General features: G+C 51.9%; 16 protein-coding genes, 1 pseudogene and 1 other annotated feature. Of the genes and pseudogenes, 11 read left to right on the plus strand and 6 right to left on the minus strand.

The window, feature by feature from the left end; genetic code table 11:
* Positions 1 to 4: 4 nt before the first annotated feature.
* Complete coding sequence (gene cbrA, locus BZK42_RS12365) at positions 5 to 1,123, minus strand: colicin M resistance lipid reductase CbrA (RefSeq protein WP_049271669.1); 1,119 nt, start codon at positions 1,121 to 1,123, stop codon at positions 5 to 7.
* Positions 1,124 to 1,222: 99 nt separating this feature from the next.
* On the opposite strand from cbrA, the gene BZK42_RS12370 reads away from it, so the two are divergent.
* On the plus strand, positions 1,223 to 2,449 hold the full coding sequence (locus tag BZK42_RS12370) for a YidR family protein (RefSeq protein WP_080859247.1): 1,227 nt from the start codon (positions 1,223 to 1,225) through the stop codon (positions 2,447 to 2,449).
* A gap of 1 nt (position 2,450) precedes the next feature.
* Here the strand turns inward: BZK42_RS12370 and BZK42_RS12375 are convergent, their stop codons facing one another.
* The gene (locus BZK42_RS12375; RefSeq protein WP_016155062.1) at positions 2,451 to 2,786 is read right to left on the minus strand and encodes a YceK/YidQ family lipoprotein; all 336 of its coding nucleotides are present in this window, start codon (positions 2,784 to 2,786) and stop codon (positions 2,451 to 2,453) included.
* A gap of 236 nt (positions 2,787 to 3,022) precedes the next feature.
* Positions 3,023 to 3,095: a sequence feature (ROSE (Repression Of Heat Shock gene Expression) occurs in the 5'-region of heat shock genes and acts as an RNA thermometer to modulate expression.), on the plus strand.
* Here BZK42_RS12375 and ibpA point away from each other — a divergent pair.
* Positions 3,089 to 3,502, plus strand: a complete 414-nt coding sequence (gene ibpA / locus BZK42_RS12380) for a small heat shock chaperone IbpA (protein WP_003023882.1) — start codon at positions 3,089 to 3,091, stop codon at positions 3,500 to 3,502. Its footprint overlaps the feature before it by 7 nt.
* Before the next feature lie 92 nt (positions 3,503 to 3,594).
* Positions 3,595 to 4,023, plus strand: a complete 429-nt coding sequence (ibpB, locus tag BZK42_RS12385; RefSeq protein ID WP_003827096.1) for a small heat shock chaperone IbpB — start codon at positions 3,595 to 3,597, stop codon at positions 4,021 to 4,023.
* Here the strand turns inward: ibpB and BZK42_RS28300 are convergent.
* Complete coding sequence (locus tag BZK42_RS28300) at positions 4,012 to 4,263, minus strand: hypothetical protein (RefSeq protein ID WP_141244074.1); 252 nt, start codon at positions 4,261 to 4,263, stop codon at positions 4,012 to 4,014. The genes ibpB and BZK42_RS28300 overlap by 12 nt on opposite strands.
* 41 nt (positions 4,264 to 4,304) lie before the next feature.
* Here BZK42_RS28300 and BZK42_RS12390 point away from each other — a divergent pair, with 41 nt between their 5' ends.
* Entirely contained in the window at positions 4,305 to 5,966 is a 1,662-nt protein-coding gene (locus BZK42_RS12390; protein WP_046276202.1) for a putative transporter, read from the plus strand.
* On the opposite strand, the gene BZK42_RS12395 is transcribed toward BZK42_RS12390, so the two are convergent.
* Positions 5,967 to 6,683, minus strand: coding sequence for a GntR family transcriptional regulator (locus BZK42_RS12395; protein ID WP_046276201.1), 717 nt, complete (start codon positions 6,681 to 6,683; stop codon positions 5,967 to 5,969).
* A gap of 223 nt (positions 6,684 to 6,906) precedes the next feature.
* Here BZK42_RS12395 and BZK42_RS29490 point away from each other — a divergent pair.
* A pseudogene (locus tag BZK42_RS29490) lies at positions 6,907 to 8,533 on the plus strand (alpha-glucoside-specific PTS transporter subunit IIBC).
* Complete coding sequence (locus BZK42_RS12405; RefSeq protein WP_019078008.1) at positions 8,530 to 9,852, plus strand: 6-phospho-alpha-glucosidase; 1,323 nt, start codon at positions 8,530 to 8,532, stop codon at positions 9,850 to 9,852. The pseudogene BZK42_RS29490 and the gene BZK42_RS12405 overlap by 4 nt, the downstream one beginning before the upstream one ends.
* Here the strand turns inward: BZK42_RS12405 and BZK42_RS12410 are convergent.
* Positions 9,849 to 10,742 (minus strand): helix-turn-helix transcriptional regulator, encoded by an 894-nt coding sequence (locus BZK42_RS12410; RefSeq protein WP_029139706.1) that lies wholly within the window; start codon positions 10,740 to 10,742, stop codon positions 9,849 to 9,851. The genes BZK42_RS12405 and BZK42_RS12410 overlap by 4 nt on opposite strands.
* A 167-nt stretch (positions 10,743 to 10,909) precedes the next feature.
* Between BZK42_RS12410 and BZK42_RS12415 the strand changes: the two genes are divergently transcribed.
* The 5 genes from BZK42_RS12415 (at position 10,910) to BZK42_RS12435 (ending at position 16,022) form a co-directional block, all read left to right on the plus strand.
* Entirely contained in the window at positions 10,910 to 12,625 is a 1,716-nt protein-coding gene (locus BZK42_RS12415) for a solute:sodium symporter family transporter (RefSeq protein ID WP_046276207.1), read from the plus strand.
* Positions 12,622 to 14,115, plus strand: coding sequence for a sulfatase-like hydrolase/transferase (locus BZK42_RS12420; RefSeq protein WP_080859248.1), 1,494 nt, complete (start codon positions 12,622 to 12,624; stop codon positions 14,113 to 14,115). The genes BZK42_RS12415 and BZK42_RS12420 overlap by 4 nt, the downstream gene beginning before the upstream one ends.
* A gap of 98 nt (positions 14,116 to 14,213) precedes the next feature.
* Positions 14,214 to 14,561: a YidH family protein gene (locus BZK42_RS12425; RefSeq protein WP_016157812.1), complete on the plus strand. Its 348-nt coding sequence runs from the start codon at positions 14,214 to 14,216 to the stop codon at positions 14,559 to 14,561.
* Positions 14,551 to 14,913 carry a DUF202 domain-containing protein gene (locus BZK42_RS12430; RefSeq protein ID WP_019078012.1) on the plus strand — a complete coding sequence of 121 codons (363 nt, stop codon included), beginning with the start codon at positions 14,551 to 14,553 and terminating at the stop codon, positions 14,911 to 14,913. Before BZK42_RS12425 ends, BZK42_RS12430 begins: the two co-directional genes overlap by 11 nt.
* Positions 14,910 to 16,022 carry an anaerobic sulfatase maturase gene (locus tag BZK42_RS12435; protein WP_158083359.1) on the plus strand — a complete coding sequence of 371 codons (1,113 nt, stop codon included), beginning with the start codon at positions 14,910 to 14,912 and terminating at the stop codon, positions 16,020 to 16,022. The genes BZK42_RS12430 and BZK42_RS12435 overlap by 4 nt, the downstream gene beginning before the upstream one ends.
* A gap of 12 nt (positions 16,023 to 16,034) precedes the next feature.
* Here the strand turns inward: BZK42_RS12435 and dsdA are convergent, their stop codons facing one another.
* The gene (dsdA, locus tag BZK42_RS12440; protein ID WP_080859250.1) at positions 16,035 to 17,357 is read right to left on the minus strand and encodes a D-serine ammonia-lyase; all 1,323 of its coding nucleotides are present in this window, start codon (positions 17,355 to 17,357) and stop codon (positions 16,035 to 16,037) included.
* Positions 17,358 to 17,362 lie beyond the last annotated feature (5 nt).

Consider the following 17,362-nt stretch of genomic DNA (forward strand, 5'->3'; position numbering starts at 1 on the left):
GATGTTATGGGCAAATGCCTTGGCGCATTTGCCCTGTTTCAGCAATTAGTTGTGATACTGAGTGGTCACCTTGAGGAATATGCGCCACGCCGCTGCGCATTATCCATTTACGGGAAAACGCCGACGTCAGGGCCCGACTTTTCAGGATCTTGCCAAACAGTTTGAGACGTAACTTGCGGGTGGCTTTGCGGTAAGCGTGATTCATATCTGGTGCATCCCGCAACAATACAGATTTGAGCGCCTCCGCGCTGTCCAGCGCATAGCTAATCCCCTCCAGTGAGCTGGCGCTGATAAAACCGGCCGCTTCGCCAATCAAAAATGCGTTGTCCTTGCCACAGACGAAGTCTTTCCAGCGTGAAGGAAACAGCACCGTACATTTTTCACTTTTCACCGGTTTGCCGAACTGAAATTGGAACGCTTCCATCTTCGCTTTCAGCGCGTCAAAGCGCGCCTGGCCGTCCTTCATCGGGTAGGCACCGCCAAAGATAAAATAGCCATCTTTGCTGATACTCCAGGAATAACAGTCGGTTGCGTCGTTATCAAAAATGCAGGAATAGAACGGGACGGGATGCTTTTCCGCAAACCATTGTTGAATAGCAACATATTTACGGATCTGGTGCCTGGGATAGAGATGACGGCGTACCAATGAGTTCGCGCCGTCGGCTCCCACCAGATAACGCGCGGTGATCTGCTGCTCCCAACCGTCGGCGCGGAAGATGACATGCCATTTATCGCCCTCGCGCCAGATTTTCCGACACAGGCTGTCGTGGTACACCTGTACATCATCAGGAATGAGAGATTTAAGCCATAAATCAAAAGCATGGCGGTTGATATTAATGTAGCTACGCTGGTAGTTACGCGTCAAAGAGGCTGCAACATCAACCGTTTTAACGCTAAATATTTGTGGGTTAGCGATGACATCAACGGGTAAGGTTATCCCGTCGCGGATAAACGAACGCTGGGCATCCGGGGCCAACAGACCGCCGCAGGGTTTGGTGAAACCTTCGTTGCCGCACTGGTGTTTTTTATCCAACGCGATCACGCGCATTTTTCCACTCAACTGCCGTGCCAGCGCTGCGCCTGCCGGGCCTAACCCGATAATGGCTACGTCAAAATGTTCCATCTTTCTGTCCGCAAAAATGAAGATGGCGATACGCTAAAGCCTGAAAGTGAAGTGCTTGTGAAGTATGATTGCTGAAATCGTCTTGTATCAGGGCATTCCATGAAGCAAATCACCTTTACGCCGCGTAATCATCAGCTTACCAATATCAATACCTGGACACCGGACAGCCAGTGGCTGGTTTTTGATGTGCGCCCTTCCGGTGCCTCCTTTACCGGCGACACAATTGAGCGCGTCAATATTCATACTGGCGAGCTGGAGGTGATTTATCGGGCCATGCAGGGATCGCACGTTGGCGTGGTGACCGTTCATCCAAAGTTGGAAAAATATGTGTTTATTCATGGGCCTGAAAATCCTGATGAAACATGGCATTACGACTTCCATCATCGGCGTGGGGTGATAGCTACGCAGGCAAAAGTGGAGAATCTGGATGCGATGGATATTACCGCCCCATATACGCCGGGCGCGCTGCGTGGCGGTAGTCATGTGCATGTATTTAGCCCGAGCGGCGAGTTTGTCAGTTTCACCTATAACGACCATGTGCTGCATGAGCGCTCACCGGCGCTGGATCTACGCAATGTCGGTGTGGCTGCGCCCTATGGTCCGGTGACGGTCTCCGCGCAGCATCCCCGTGAGTACAGCGGGAGCCATTGGTGCGTGCTGGTAACCCAGACGACACCCACGCCTAAACCGGGTAGCGATAAGATTAACCGCGCCTATGAAGAGGGCTGGGTAGGGGAAAACAGACTGGCGTTTATCGGTGATACGTTATCAGTCACGGGCGAGAAAGTGCCGGAGTTATTTATTGTTGATTTACCTCAGGATGAAAGCGGCTGGAAACAGCCGGGCGACGCTCCGCTGGAGGGCACTGAGGCGACAATGCCTGCGCCGCCATTCGGTATTAATCAACGCCGCCTGACGTTTACTCATGCGCGCGCCTTTCCCGGTCTGGTAAATCAGCCGCGCCATTGGGTGCGCAGTAATCCAAAGGCATCTGAGATTGCATTTTTAATGCGTGATGACGTCGGCATTGTGCAACTGTGGCTGATTTCCCCACAAGGAGGAGAACCGCGTCAGCTTACCCGCTGCGCCACGGATATTCAGTCAGCATTCAACTGGCATCCGTCAGGGAAATGGCTGGGGTTTGTACTGGATAACAAAATTGCTTGTTGTGATGCTCAGACGGGAGAGGTTGATTTTCTAACGGACCGTCACGGCAACCCACCATCGGGCGATGCGATCATCTTCTCTCCTGATGGTCGACAGGTTGCGTGGATGGAAGACGTCGAGGGTTTCCGCCAGTTGTGGGTAACAGAGACTGGGCGTTAGCTTAAGGAGCAGGCATTTCAGCCGGAGGGATAACGGCGTTCGCGGCCTGCGTTCTCTCCTCGCTTTTTTCTACACGGGATCTCACCGAGTTATCTTTGCGAAAGAGATCCCACGGAAGTAATACTGTATCCAGTACTGCGGTAAACGGCATATCCAGAATCGCCAGTGACTTGGTTCCCCAGTTTGTATCACTTTCGCTAATCATTGTGGCGCTGGCGCGCGTGCCAGGATACGTCCCTTCTTTGCCTCCGGTATGCGACATAATGCTGGAACAGCCGCTCACAAACGCCATCCCGCTGCACATTGTCAGTGTTACCAACATTTTTTTTATCATCATTTTTTTCATCTGTATTTATTGTGTTTGCATGGTGAGTTAAAGCGATCCGTTGCGAAAATAACATCACCATTTCGTCACACTGTGGCGGCTATCGCGATTTAACGATAACAACTGCTCCCACCAGTGTATGCAATAGACAACAAACTGCAAAAAAAGTCAGATGAATACGCTTGAAAAGTTTGTATTAAGACCCATTTTTAGAGTGTAGACAAATGAAGGGCATGCCTGATGGGTGTCCTGGCTACCTGACCTGTCCATGATGGAAGGTCTATTATTCTCGCTGATTTCAGGAGCTATTGATTATGCGTAACTTTGATTTATCCCCACTGTACCGTTCTGCTATTGGTTTTGATCGCCTGTTTAACCTGCTGGAAAACAATCAGGGCCAGAGCAATGGCGGCTACCCTCCGTATAACGTTGAGCTGGTAGACGAAAACCATTACCGAATTGCGATTGCCGTTGCTGGTTTTGCTGAAAGCGAACTGGAAATTACTGCCCAGGACAATCTGCTGGTGGTGAAAGGTGCCCATGCGGACGATCAAAAAGAACGTACTTACCTGTATCAGGGGATTGCCGAGCGCAACTTCGAACGTAAGTTCCAGTTAGCGGAGAACATTCATGTTCGCGGCGCGAACCTGGTGAATGGTCTGCTGTATATCGATCTCGAACGCGTGATTCCCGAGGCGAATAAGCCGCGCCGCATCGAAATCAACTAATTCTGTGGGCCGCTTCAGGCGGCCCTGCTAAGCAATCGGCTTGCCGTCAGGGAGCCAAAAGGTACTTACTCGCTTCTTAGAAGGAGATTATTATGCGTAACTACGATTTATCCCCACTGCTGCGTCAATGGATCGGTTTTGACAAACTGGCCAATGCCTTGCAAAACACGGGCGAAAGCCAGAGCTTCCCGCCTTATAACATCGAAAAGAGCGATGATAACCACTACCGCATTACCCTTGCGTTAGCCGGTTTCCGCCAGGAAGATCTGGATATTCAACTGGAAGGCACACGCCTGACCGTGAAAGGTACGCCGCAGCAGCCGGAAAAAGAGACCAAATGGTTGCATCAGGGGCTGGTCACTCAGCCGTTCAGCCTGAGCTTTACGCTGGCTGAAAATATGGAAGTCTCCGGCGCAAGCTTCACTAACGGCTTGCTGCATATCGATTTGACCCGGAATGAACCTGAAACCATCGCTCCACAACGTATCGCCATCAGCGAACGTCCCGCATTAGACAGTTAAATAGCTCCATGCCTTTGCCCCGCCAGAAATGACGGGGCTTTTTTGTGCGTCAGCCCACATGAAACTATTATCTGGGAGGGCAGGATGCCGGAAGCGCTGCCATTGCCAGAAAAAAGCATTCAGCAATTTCAAATCGACGTGAAGAAAAACAGTAAAGAACGCCCTTCTCAAGCGCTCCTGGGCGCTTTGTAGCATGATAATGTGCGCCACTCTGCATTCATGCCTGAACGGTTCAGTCATAATCCTCGTTAAATAAAATGTTATTCACAGGGAACAGGAAAATGAGTGATATAGCATTGACGGTCAGCGTTCTGGCAATGGTGGCAGTTGTCGGATTATGGATCGGCAACATAAAAATACGTGGTGTTGGTTTTGGCATCGGAGGCGTGCTGTTCGGCGGTATTATTGTCGGGCATTTTGTCGATCAGGCAGGGATGACCCTGAGCGGCGACATGCTGCATTTTATTCAGGAATTTGGCCTGATTCTTTTCGTCTACACCATCGGTATTCAGGTGGGGCCGGGCTTTTTTGCGTCACTGCGCGTTTCGGGCCTGCGGCTGAATCTGTTTGCCGTGCTGATTGTTATCATGGGTGGCCTGGTCACCGCGATCCTGCATAAGATTTTTGCCATTCCCCTTCCCGTGGTGCTGGGCATTTTTTCCGGTGCGGTCACCAATACTCCGGCGTTAGGCGCGGGGCAGCAGATTCTGCGCGATCTGGGTACTCCTGTTGATGTGGTGGATCAGATGGGGATGAGCTATGCCATGGCTTATCCTTTTGGTATCTGCGGTATTTTGCTCACTATGTGGCTGATGCGCCTAATTTTTCGCGTTAACGTCGATGCCGAAGCCCATCAGCATGAATCCACGCTGACCAACGGACACGCGCTGATTCAGACGATGAATATCCGTGTGGAAAACCCGAACCTCAACAATATGGCGATTCAGGATGTCCCAATCCTGAACAGCGACAAAATCATCTGCTCACGTTTGAAACGTGAAGAAACATTGATGGTGCCGTCGCCGGGGACGATTATTCAGATGGGTGACCTGCTACACCTGGTTGGTCAGCCTGCTGATCTGCACAACGCGCAGGTAGTGATTGGGCAGGAGGTGGACACATCGCTGTCGACGCGAGGTACCGATTTACGCGTTGAGCGCGTGGTGGTGACCAACGAACAGGTGCTGGGGAAACGAATCCGCGACCTGCATTTCAAAGAACGTTACGACGTGGTTATCTCCCGTCTGAACCGTGCGGGGGTTGAGCTGGTAGCCAGCAGCGACGCCAGCCTGCAGTTTGGCGACATCCTCAATCTGGTCGGCCGACCTTCCTCGATTGATACTGTTGCCAATGTGGTGGGTAACGCCCAACAAAAACTGCAGCAGGTGCAGATGCTGCCGGTATTTATCGGGATCGGGCTGGGTGTTCTGCTGGGTTCAATCCCGCTATTCATTCCGGGGTTCCCGGTGGCGCTAAAACTGGGGCTGGCCGGTGGGCCGCTGATTATGGCGTTGATCCTGGGGCGTATTGGCAGCATTGGTAAGCTGTATTGGTTTATGCCCCCCAGCGCTAACCTGGCGCTGCGAGAGTTGGGTATCGTGCTGTTTCTCGCAGTGGTTGGTCTGAAGTCAGGCGGTGATTTTGTTCATACCCTGACGCAGGGAGATGGCCTGAGCTGGGTGGGCTACGGTATTTTCATCACCGCGATTCCGCTGATTACCGTGGGGCTGCTGGCGAGGATTTTCGTCAAAATGAACTACCTGACGCTGTGCGGCATGCTGGCTGGCTCAATGACCGATCCGCCTGCACTGGCATTTGCTAACAACCTGCATGCCACCAGCGGGGCAGCGGCGCTTTCGTATGCGACCGTTTATCCGCTAGTGATGTTCCTGCGAATTATCACGCCGCAACTGCTGGCGGTGATTTTTTGGGGGATGGGTTAGTCAGGCTGAGTCTGGGTGGACGCGCCGTAAGTGGTAGTCCACCTGGTACTCGCTGGCGTTTCTGAACATCACCGAATAATTCAAAAACTCCCCGCTATCGCTGTAGGACAGTGAGGTAATCCGCAGCAATGGCGTCTGTTCAGGTACGTTCATCTGCGCGGAAAGCTGCTTATCGGCAAGAACGGGAGTCAGACTTTCATAGTTGCCGCTGATAGTTATTCCGCACTCTTTCTCGATGTAATCGAATTTTGACCCTTCCAGATGCGCCAGCGATAAATTACGGAATAATTTTACCGGCATGTAGCTGTCTTCAAGCATCAGCGGCTTGCCGTCCACATAGCGAACGCGACGTGAGAAGTAGATGCGTTCATTAATCTGGATACGCAGTTGGCTGGCAATTGCTGGTGGTGCGGGCATCACTTCAAATACCAGTACTTCACTGGTGACCTCTTTCCCTTGTCGCTTCAGTACTTCCGCCAGTCCGGTCAGGTTTGTGGTTTCATGATGGACATCTTTGCGCGCCACATAAGTTCCACTCCCATGACGGCGTACGACCAATCCCCAGCCAATCAACATATCAATTGCTTTACGGATCGTCATTCGTGAAACCGCGAACTCTTGGGCAAGCTTTTTTTCACCAGGCAACGGGCTACCGATGTTGTAATCAGAAGAATTCAGGCGAATTCGTAGTCGTTCCGCAATTGATTTGTAGATCACTACCAGACCTCTTTTTTCTTTTAATTACTGCACCATAAACCTTTTGATGTCTAACTTTTACGTAAAAAGTAGACCTCATTGCCGAAATTAAAACCATGAAAGCGATCACGAATCGCAGCGGCATGCCATGTCTGAAGGATCGCAACTTTCTATTCTCGTATCAGGCCAGCAATCACTACAAAAAAGGCCTCTCCCCTACTGGTTGTTATATGAGGATGTGAAAATGCTCAGTCAAATACAACGCTTTGGCGGCGCGATGTTCACCCCGGTGCTGCTGTTTCCCTTTGCCGGTATCGTCGTCGGTATCGCTATTATGCTGCGCAACCCGCTGTTTGTGGGTGAAGCGCTTACCGATCCCAACAGTTTGTTCGCACAAATCGTTCATATCATCGAAGAAGGTGGCTGGACGGTATTTCGCAATATGCCGCTGATTTTCGCCGTTGGTCTGCCGATCGGTCTGGCGAAACAGGCTCAGGGGCGCGCTTGTCTGGCGGTACTGGTCAGCTTTCTTACGTGGAATTACTTCATCAATGCCATGGGCATGACCTGGGGAGATTTCTTCGGCGTGGATTTTAGCGCAGACCCGACGGCAGGTAGCGGCTTAACGATGATGGCCGGGATTAAAACACTAGATACCAGCATCATCGGCGCCATTGTCATTTCCGGTATTGTTACTGCCTTGCATAACCGTTATTTCGACAAACCCTTGCCAGTATTTCTCGGTATTTTTCAGGGAACATCGTTTGTGGTGATCATTGCCTTCCTGGTGATGATTCCCTGTGCCTGGCTGACGCTGCTGGGTTGGCCAAAGGTGCAGATGGGGATTGAATCTCTGCAAGCTTTTCTGCGTTCTGCGTTCTGCGGGTGCGCTGGGGGTATGGGTTTATACCTTCCTTGAGCGTATTTTGATTCCGACCGGGCTGCATCACTTCGTCTATGGTCCATTTATCTTCGGCCCTGCGGCGGTGGAAGGCGGCATCCAGGTCTACTGGGCGCAGCACTTGCAGGAATTCAGCCAAAGCACAGAGTCGCTGAAAACGCTGTTCCCGGAAGGGGGTTTTGCTCTGCACGGCAATTCGAAAATCTTTGGTTCATTAGGTATTGCTCTGGCGCTTTACTTCACTGCCTCTCCGGAAAACCGGGTGAAGGTGGCGGGATTATTGATCCCCGCTACGCTAACGGCTGTGTTGGTTGGGATTACCGAACCGCTGGAGTTCACCTTCCTGTTTATCTCACCCTTGCTGTTTGCTGTACACGCCGTGCTGGCGGCCTCCATGGCGACGGTAATGTATCTCTGCGGCGTGGTAGGCAATATGGGTGGCGGCCTGCTTGACCAGTTCTTACCGCAAAACTGGATCCCAATGTTCCACAACCATGCCGGAATGATGTTCACCCAGATAGCGATTGGCCTGGCCTTTACCACGATCTATTTCACCATCTTCCGCGCGCTGATCCTGCGCTTCAACCTGAAAACGCCGGGCCGGGAAGACAGCGAAATCAAACTCTACACCAAAGCTGACTATAAAGCCGCGCGTGGGCAAACCACCGCCGCTACGCCAGACACCAAACTGGGACAGGCGGCCGGTTTTCTGCAAGCGTTAGGCGGCGCAGGCAATATCGAAAGTATTAATAACTGCGCCACTCGCCTGCGGATTGCGCTTCACGACATGGCGAAAACGCAAAGCGATGACGTCTTCAAAGCGCTGGGTGCACACGGTGTTGTGCGTCGCGGCAATGGTATTCAGGTCATTGTTGGTTTACACGTCCCTCAGGTACGCGACCAGCTCGAAACGCTAATGAAATCTACTTTATCAAACGAACAGATCCCCATGACGGAGGCAGTATCATGAAAAAATTCTCAGTGGTTATCGCAGGTGGTGGTAGTACCTTTACGCCGGGCATCGTGCTGATGTTGCTGGCAAATCAGGACCGTTTCCCGCTTCGTGCGCTGAAATTTTATGACAACGATGGCGCGCGTCAGGAGGTGATTGCCGAGGCGTGTAAAATCATCCTCAAAGAGCAGGCGCCGGAGATAGAGTTTAGTTACACCACCGATCCCAAAACTGCGTTTACCGATGTTGATTTTGTGATGGCACATATCCGCGTGGGTAAATACCCAATGCGTGAACAAGACGAGAAAATCCCATTACGTCACGGGGTGTTAGGCCAGGAAACCTGTGGGCCGGGCGGGATTGCCTACGGCATGCGATCTATTGGCGGTGTGCTGGAACTGGTGGATTATATGGAAAAATATTCACCAAACGCCTGGATGCTTAACTACTCTAACCCGGCGGCAATTGTGGCTGAAGCCACGCGTAGACTGCGTCCAAATGCGAAAATCCTCAATATTTGCGATATGCCCATCGGTATTGAAGGACGGATGGCGCAGATCGTCGGCCTTAAAGATCGTAAACAGATGCGCGTGCGCTACTACGGGCTGAACCACTTTGGCTGGTGGACATCAATTGAAGATCTCCAGGGTAACGATTTGATGCCGAAGCTGCGTGAATACGTGGCGAAGCATGGTTATGTGCCGCCATCGAACGACCCGCATACGGAGGCGAGCTGGAACGATACCTTCGCTAAGGCGAAGGATGTGCAGGCGCTGGATCCGGACACCATGCCAAATACCTACCTGAAATACTATCTGTTCCCGGATTACGTGGTCCAGCACTCCAATCCGCAGCGTACCCGTGCCAACGAGGTTATGGATCACCGCGAAAAACAGGTGTTCGGTTCCTGCCGGGCCATTATTGAGGCGGGCCATTCTGCGGCCGGTGAACTGGAGATTGACGAACATGCTTCCTACATTGTCGATCTGGCGGCGGCCATCGCCTTTAACACTCAGGAGCGGATGCTGCTGATTGTGCCAAATAATGGTGCGATTCATAACTTTGATGATGAAGCGATGGTCGAGATCCCATGCCTGGTGGGGCATAACGGCCCGGAGCCGCTGACGGTGGGGGATATCCCGCAGTTCCAGAAAGGGTTGATGAGCCAGCAGGTGGCGGTTGAGAAGTTGGTGGTCGATGCCTGGGAGCACCGCTCTTACCAGCGTTTGTGGCAGGCTATCACCCTGTCGAAAACCGTGCCGAGTGCGTCTGTAGCTAAAGCGATTCTGGATGATTTGATCGACGCTAACAAAGAGTACTGGCCGGAACTGCGCTAACCCAGTTGACCGGCATCCTCTGGGTGCCGGTCCGCATGTTTCAATACCGCCGACGGCGCATAGCCAAATTTGTGTTTAAACGCCTTGCTGAAATGAAACGAGTCAAAGAAGTTAAGTATATCAGCGACCTGCCCGACCGTATTTCCCTCCTGCTTTAACAGCGATAACGCCAGTTCCAGCCGCGCATCCAGATAGTATTCTTTCGGTGTTTTTCCGGTATAGCGTAAAAAAAGACGACGTAGCCAGGCTTCGCTACAGGGGATAGTGGCTGCCATATCCGCCACGCTCCACCGTTTTTGTAGACTGGCATGTAGAGTGGCAATCAGTTTTTCAATCTGTATTCGCTGTGGGTCTTTTTTACCTTCGGCGTAAATAAGACAAATCCATTGATAAATTATTTTTGTGAGAAAGGCGACTGCCAGATTATTTTTTATTGAATCTGGGGATGTAATTAATCGCGAAACTTCGGTCAGCTCATGATTATAAATATCACCATTATAAATAATGCTTTGTTGTCGTAGCGGAATATCCATTACGCTGGTTGGTGTGAATTCCATCCAGTATTGTTCCCATACCAACCCTTCACAGTGATAAGACTGTATATCGGTTGGTTTTAAAAAGATTATACAGTTTCCGGTAAGCGTGATTTGTTCACCGCCTTTAAGAAGGATTTTTCCACAGCCCTGGACGGTGTAGACCGCAACCCATGAATTAGCAATCAGCGGTTTTTTCTTATCACGTGGCCAAATAACCCGATAATGTTCGTCGGCATAGGTGTGCCACAGCGAGATCAATGAAATCCCGCTGGAGATCACACTTTCATGAATCAACAGGGGAATATTGTACGTAGTTTCGTTTTTTACATGCGAACTTTGCATCTTTCCATTCATTTTAATTTCCCACCGGAGAATTATGCCCACAACCTGAACTTAACAGAAAAAATCTGTTCAGGGATATGACGTTTTTATTTTAAGAAATCTGACTGCCTGACCCGGCGCACATTACCTTGCATTCCCCCTACAGCTGCCGGGACATAATGAAAAATAAGGGCTATGAGATGAATACGCTACAAATTCTGAGCTTTGTGGGCTTTACGCTGCTGGTGGCGCTAATCACCTGGTGGAAGGTACGTAAAACGGATACCGGATCGCAACAAGGGTATTTTCTTGCCGGGCGTTCATTGAAAGCGCCGGTGATTGCCGCGTCATTGATGTTAACTAACCTTTCAACCGAACAGTTGGTTGGTCTGTCTGGTCAGGCTTACAAAAGCGGAATGTCGGTTATGGGTTGGGAAGTCACCTCTGCGGTGACGCTTATCTTTCTGGCGCTGATTTTTCTACCTCGCTATCTGCAACGTGGTATCGCTACGATCCCAGATTTTCTGGAAGAGCGTTACGATAAAACCACGCGAATCATTATCGACTTTTGCTTTCTTATTGCCACTGGCGTCTGCTTCCTGCCGATTGTGCTTTATTCAGGGGCGCTGGCGCTGAATAGCCTTTTTCACATCGGTGAATCGCTGAATATTTCTCAGGGTACAGCAATCTGGTTACTGGTTATTTTGCTGGGCCTTGCCGGGATTATTTATGCGGTGATCGGCGGTTTACGTGCGATGGCGGTGGCCGATTCTATCAATGGTATAGGGCTGGTGATTGGTGGATTGATGGTCCCCGTGTTCGGCCTGATTGCGATGGGAAAAGGCAGTTTTTTACAAGGTGTTGAGCAACTGACCACCGTACATGCGGAGAAATTAAACTCAATTGGTGGAGCGAACGATCCGCTGCCGATAGGTGCAGCCTTTACCGGTTTGATTCTGGTGAATACCTTCTACTGGTGTACTAATCAGGGCATCGTACAACGTACGCTGGCTTCCAAAAGCCTCGCCGAAGGGCAGAAAGGAGCATTGCTCACAGCGGTATTGAAAATGCTCGATCCACTGGTGCTGGTATTACCAGGTTTAATTGCTTTTCATCTATACCAGGATCTGCCAAAGGCGGATATGGCATATCCGACACTGGTAAATAACGTGCTTCCTGTCCCTTTGGTGGGGTTTTTCGGTGCCGTTTTATTCGGCGCGGTAATCAGTACATTCAATGGATTTTTAAACAGCGCCAGTACCTTATTTAGCATGGGAATATATCGGCGGATTATTAATCAACACGCCCAACCGGAACAGCTGGTTCGGGTTGGGCGTAAGTTCGGATTCTTTATCGCGGTAATTTCCGTGCTGGTAGCACCGTGGATCGCTAATGCACCGGAAGGACTCTACAGCTGGATGAAACAGCTCAACGGTATTTATAACGTGCCGTTGGTGACCATCATCATCATGGGATTCTTTTTCCCGCGCATTCCTGCGCTGGCAGCGAAAGTCGCTATGGGACTCGGTATCGTCAGCTACATCACCATTAATTATCTGGTGAAGTTCGACTTTCACTTCCTTTACGTACTGGCCTGTACCTTCTGCATCAACGTGGTGGTGATGCTGGTTATCGGCATTATCAAGCCGCGTGCGACGCCGTTTAAATTCCATGATGCTTTTGCGGTAGACATGAAGCCGTGGAAAAACGCCAAACTTGCCTCTGTCGGTATCCTGACCGCGATGCTCGGCGTCTATGCTGGACTGGCGCAGTTTGGAGGGTACAACACCCAATGGCTGACGATTCTCTGCTACTCAATTACGGCGGCAGTGATGATGTATTTAATTTACAGCACCTGGCAGACGCGTCGTTTGGCCACTGCACTTTCTGTCTCTGACGCTAAGGATAAAGCATGACCCGCCCTAATTTCCTGTTCATTATGACTGATACTCAGGCGACCAATATGGTCGGCTGTTATAGTGGTAAGTCGCTGAATACCAATAACATTGATAGCCTGGCGGCGGAAGGTATTCGCTTCAATTCTGCTTATACCTGCTCACCGGTGTGCACTCCGGCCCGCGCTGGGCTGTTTACCGGGATTTATGCCAACCAGTCCGGCCCGTGGACCAATAACGTCGCGCCGGGGAAAAATATCTCCACCATGGGACGCTATTTTAAGGATGCGGGCTATCACACCTGCTACATCGGCAAGTGGCATCTCGACGGGCACGATTACTTTGGTACCGGCGAGTGCCCGCCCGAATGGGATGCTGACTACTGGTATGACGGGGCAAATTACCTCGCGGAACTGACGGACAAAGAGATCGGTTTGTGGCGTAACGGTCTGAACAGCGTGGAGGATTTGCTGGCTAACAATATCAATGAAACCTTTACCTGGGCGCACCGCATCAGTAACCGGGCGATTGATTTCCTCCGCCACCCTGCACGTGATGAAGAACCCTTCCTGATGGTAGTTTCCTACGACGAGCCGCATCACCCGTTTACCTGTCCCGTGGAGTATCTGCAGAAATATCAGGATTTTTATTATGACCTGGGGATGAAGGCGCACGACTCTTTGAGTAACAAACCTGAACATCATCGTCTTTGGTCTGAAGCGATGCCTTCGCCGGTAGGTGATGATGGGCGCTATCACCATCCGCTCTATTTTGCCTGCAACGACTTTGTCGATGACCAGATTGGCCGGGTTATTAATACCTTAACGCCCATGCAGCGGGACAACACCTGGGTCATTTACACCTCCGATCATGGCGAGATGATGGGGGCGCATAAGCTCATCAGTAAGGGGGCAGCGATGTATGACGACATCACGCGAATTCCGCTGATTATGCGCTCGCCTCAGGGAGAATCCATGCAGGTAGACACGCCGGTCAGCCATATCGATCTGCTGCCGACGATGATGGCGCTGGCGGGTATTGAGAAGCCACAAATCCTGCCGGGTGAAAACATCCTTACCGTTGAAAAACCACGCGGTGTGATGGTGGAGTTCAATCGTTATGAGATTGAACATGACAGTTTTGGCGGATTTATACCGGTACGTTGCTGGGTGACGGATGACTGGAAGCTGGTGCTGAACCTGTTTACCAGTGATGAGCTTTACGACAGACGAAACGATCCCGATGAGCTACACAACCAGATAGATTCGCCGCAATTAGCCGATGTTCGCTGCCAGATGCACGACGCGCTGCTGGACTATATGGATAAAATCCGCGATCCATTCCGCACCTATCATTGGAGTTTGCGTCCCTGGCGTCCTGACGCCGTACCGCGCTGGATGGGTGCTTTTCGCCCGCGCCCGCAAGACGGCTATTCTCCGGTGGTACGCGATTACGACACCGGTTTACCAACCCAGGGCGTAAAAGTGGAGGAGAAAAAGCAGAAGTTCTGACTACAATGCCAATTGGCGCAGATACTCATATTTGCACTTACCTGTCGGCCGGATAAGGCATTAGCCGCCATCCGGCAATGACAGCCAGAGGAGTTTGAATGAAAATTTCCCGCCTTGGAGAAGCCCCGGATTACCGCTTCTCACTGGCAAATGAGCGTACCTTTCTGGCGTGGATCCGTACCGCGCTGGGGTTTCTGGCGGCGGGGGTTGGTCTCGACCAACTGGCTCCGGATTTTGCCACGCCGGTAATTCGTGAGCTTTTGGCGCTGTTGCTGTGCCTGTTTGCCGGTGGTCTGGCGATTTATGGCTACCTGCGCTGGCTGCGTAATGAGAGGGCGATGCGCCTGAAAGAGGATTTGCCCTATACCCATAGCCTGTTAATCATCAGTCTGATTTTGTTTATTGTCGCGGTGATTGTCATGGGACTGGTGCTGTATGCCGGATAGCCGTAAGTCGCGACGTATCGCCGATCCGGGGTTACAACCGGAGCGAACATCGCTGGCCTGGTTTCGTACGCTTCTGGGTTATGGCGCGCTAATGGCGTTGGCGCTGAAGCACAACTGGCATCAGGCGGGCTTCCTGTTTTGGGTTTCAATTGTGGTGCTGGCGATGGTGGCGATCGTTCTGTGGCGCTATACCCGCAGCCGTAATCTGATGGATGTTACGCATAGCGATTTTTCTGAATCTCGCGCGGTGCGTGACAAATTTATGATCTCCCTCGCGGTGTTATCCCTCGCAATACTGTTTGCTGTAACGCATGTCCGCCAACTTATTGCGTTTATCGGGAATTTAGCATGACAGGATGTCAGGTCATGGCCAAACCAGCCAGCTCTCGTTGTAACCTGGATTGTCGTTACTGTTTTTACATCGATAAACCCACTCAACCCGAAATGGATGACGCCACCTTAGAGACGTTTATTCGTCAGCATATCACCGCACAGCCGGGGGCTGACGTGATGTTCGCCTGGCAGGGCGGAGAGCCAACCCTCTGTGGCATCGACTTTTTCCGCCGCGTAGTGACGTTGCAAAAACAGTACGGGGAAGGGAAGAAAATCCATAACGCGTTCCAGACCAACGGGATTTTGCTCAACGACGAATGGTGTCAGTTTTTGCGCGATAACGGCTGGCTGGTGGGGATTTCGTTGGATGGCCCCGCCGAGTTGCACGATGCTTATCGTGTTAACCGCAGCGGAAAACCGACTCACCATAAGGTGGTGGACGCCATTGCCAGGCTCCGTAAGCATCAGGTGGAGTTCAATCTGCTGGTAGTGGTTAATTCTCTGAACAGCCAGCGACCAGGGCAGATGTATCGCTACCTACGCCAGCTTGGCACACCTTTTTTGCAGTTCATTCCGCTGGTTGAAAATGATGAAGACGGCGAGCTTACCGCCGAATCCGTCCCGCCTCAGGCGTGGGGAACCTTCCTGAATTCCGTCTTTGATATCTGGGTCAGAGAAGATATTGGCCGCGTATTCGTCCAGTTATTTGATTCAACTCTGGGCGTATGGTGCGGACACCCGGCGCAGATGTGTTCGCTAAGCTCCACCTGCGGACATGCTTTTGCTCTGGAAGCGAATGGCGATTTGTATCAGTGCGATCACTATGTTCACCCTGATTTTCGCCTGGGTAATATTCATCGCACGTCGTTGAGTGAGCTCAACGCCAGCCCGAGGGCAGCGGCGTTTGGTCAGTCCAAGAGAACCACGCTGAGCGCGGAATGCCAGGCGTGTTCGCTATTACGCTTTTGCCATGGTGATTGCCCAAAGCATCGCGACAGCAGTGGAAAGAGTGCGATTTGCGGCGGATACAGCGCTTTCTTCAATCATACCGCGCCGCATATGCGCGTGATGCGTGACCTTCTGAAGCAACATCGCTCACCGATGGAACTGATGGCGATGCTGCGTTAAGTTCAGCGGCGTTTAACGTCCTTTGGTCAGATACTGCGCCATTTCGGCTTCCGGCACCATGCCGCCGCCGGTCGCCCACACCAGGTGGGTGGCGTTATTGAGCTGCTCTGCGCTGAAGCCGTGCATTTGCTGATAGTCAGCAGAAGCGCAAACGTGCTGCGGACCGGCCATCCCGGCCAGCGCCGACGGCTCAAGGCGAATGCCTTCTTCCAGCGCCAGCCAGCCCAGCATGTCGTACATAGTCTGATCGTCCAGGGTGTACAGACCGTCGAGCAGACGTTCCATTGCCCGGCCAACAAAGCCGGACGCGCGGCCCACCGCCAGCCCATCAGCCGCTGTCAGGTTATCGATACCAATGTCCTGCACAGAAATCCTATCGTGCAGCCCGGTATAAATCCCCAGCAGCATGCACGGTGAATGGGTCGGTTCTGCGAAGAAGCAGTGCACGTTATCGCCGAATGCCAGCTTCAGGCCAAACGCCACCCCGCCAGGCCCACCGCCGACGCCGCACGGCAGGTAAACAAACAGCGGATGGTCGGCATCCACCACGCGCCCCTGCTGCGCGAACTGCGCCTTCAGACGCTCGCCGGCGACCGCATAACCTAAAAACAACGTGCGGGAATTTTCATCATCGATAAAGAAACAGTTCGGATCGGATTGTGCCGCCTTACGGCCCTGCTCAACCGCCACGCCATAATCTTCTTCATACTCCACGACCGTCACGCCGTGGCTGCGCAGTTTGGCTTTTTTCCATGCGCGAGCGTCGGCAGACATATGAACCGTCACCTTAAAGCCGATACGGGCGCTCATAATGCCGATCGACATCCCAAGGTTGCCAGTGGAGCCTACGGCGATGCTGTACTGACTGAAGAACTGTTTAAACTCAGGCGAAAGCAGAATGCTGTAATCGTCTTGTGTGGTCAGCAGACCGGCTTCCAGCGCCAGTTTTTCCGCGTGGGTTAGCACTTCATAAATACCGCCACGCGCTTTAATTGAGCCGGAAATCGGTAGATGGCTGTCTTTCTTCAGCAGAATTTCGCCGTTGATGTGCTGCCCATACTCTTTTTCCAGCCGCTTTTGCATCGTTGGGATTGCGGCCAGTTCAGATTCGATAATGCCGCCGGTGGCTGCGGTTTCCGGGAATGCCTGCGCCAGATACGGCGCGAAGCGCGTCAGACGAGCGTGGGCATCCTGAACATCGTGCTCTGTCAGGCCAACATACGGTAAACCTTCCGCAAGAGAGGTAGTGCCAGGGTTAAACCAGGTCGTCTCCTTGAGAGCGACCAGATCTTCCACTAAAGGATGCTGGGCGATAAGTGTTTGAATGTTTTCCATAGTCA

Origin of the sequence: Citrobacter braakii (assembly GCF_002075345.1) — a bacterium.
GTDB lineage: Bacteria > Pseudomonadota > Gammaproteobacteria > Enterobacterales > Enterobacteriaceae > Citrobacter > Citrobacter braakii.